The organism is Streptomyces sp. NPDC029674 (genome assembly GCF_044903205.1).
Classification (GTDB): Bacteria; Actinomycetota; Actinomycetes; order Streptomycetales; family Streptomycetaceae; genus Streptomyces.
In genome coordinates this window covers 1-1,137 of sequence record NZ_JBJDPY010000071.1, presented here as the reverse complement: position 1 = coordinate 1,137, position 1,137 = coordinate 1, and the positions used below count along the sequence as shown (strand labels likewise).

Here is a 1,137-nt window from a genome sequence, read left to right as displayed (position 1 = left end):
AAGGCGAGAATGGCGTAAAGCGCCCGCCCCCTGAAGCGCTCTGGGTTGAGTCCCATGGTTCTCTCAGGTCATCAAGTGGCCGAGGCCATAAAGCAAAGGCAGGTAGGAAGTCTGGCCATCCAGGTGCGGCTGTGCCTGTCCCCGAGGGATCTGATCGTGTCGGGCTTCCCACGGGTCGTCTCGGGCGATCGTCCGCAAGTAAAAGACTGCGAAGCCCAGTAAGTCGTCGGTCATGGCGATCGGGTCGATACGAGGTGCATGTTCGTAGGACCAGTTCACCGCCATCGTGGGGTGCTCGCGTACCCAGCGCGACGTCAGTCCGAGCGTCTGGGTATGCCTGAGGAACTCATGCACGTCCTCTTCGGGCGGGTGGACGATTGGACCCGTCCGGTCTCCGCCACTCTCCGTACCGCGGCCCGGGGGAACAGCGTGGATCGTATTGCGCAGCAATGCGACGGTTCTCCTAAACGCCAGGAATTCCTCGCTCAAAAGCACGGTTGCTGTTTCGCCTCCGGCCGCTACCGCGATCTTCCGCAAGATGTCATCGCGCCAGACGTTGCGATCGCTTACGGAACTATCGAGTTCAGGTGTGACGCGCTTGAGGGACCGCCCCAGAGCGTCGATGAGCCCATGGAGGTGCAAGGCGAAGTCGACCAGAAGGTCCGCCGGCTCCCCGACCCGCTTTCGCCAGCCGTCGAAGACGTAGCTCGCGATGAGCTCGTCGCGGATCGTCAGACATCTGGCCATCCTGTGCCTGGTCACGGCAAGCAGTTGCATGGCCATGTGCCCGTCCGGATGCCATGGAAGCCGGGCGAGGTCATTGATCTCAGGTACGAGCTCTTCGGCCGCCCAGTTCTGAGGATCGGGGAGGACCATTCGGAACTGCGAAAGCCCCACTGTGGGGACCGCGGCCTTCGCATTTAGCCGCATGTGAAGACCGATTGTGCCGAGAGCCTCAGTCGGGGAGGTCACCTGGACTCCCTCGATAAACGGGCGTTGCAGTAGCGGCCTGCTATCAGTGACGAAGATGCTCACTTGAGGAAGGCGGATGGCCGCCTCCAGCCACCGATGAAGGTTGAGGGCCTCTTCGGGTACCAAGCCTGAGGCCAGTTGGAACTGCTGACGCAAATCGTCGGC

At 61.9% G+C, this 1,137-nt stretch carries 1 protein-coding gene; it reads right to left on the bottom strand.

Annotated elements, in window-relative coordinates; all coding sequences use genetic code 11:
* Nucleotides 1–63: 63 nt before the first annotated feature.
* On the bottom strand, nucleotides 64–1,137 hold a 1,074-nt coding region (locus tag ACI2L3_RS40430), incomplete at its 5' end, for a hypothetical protein (protein WP_404757461.1).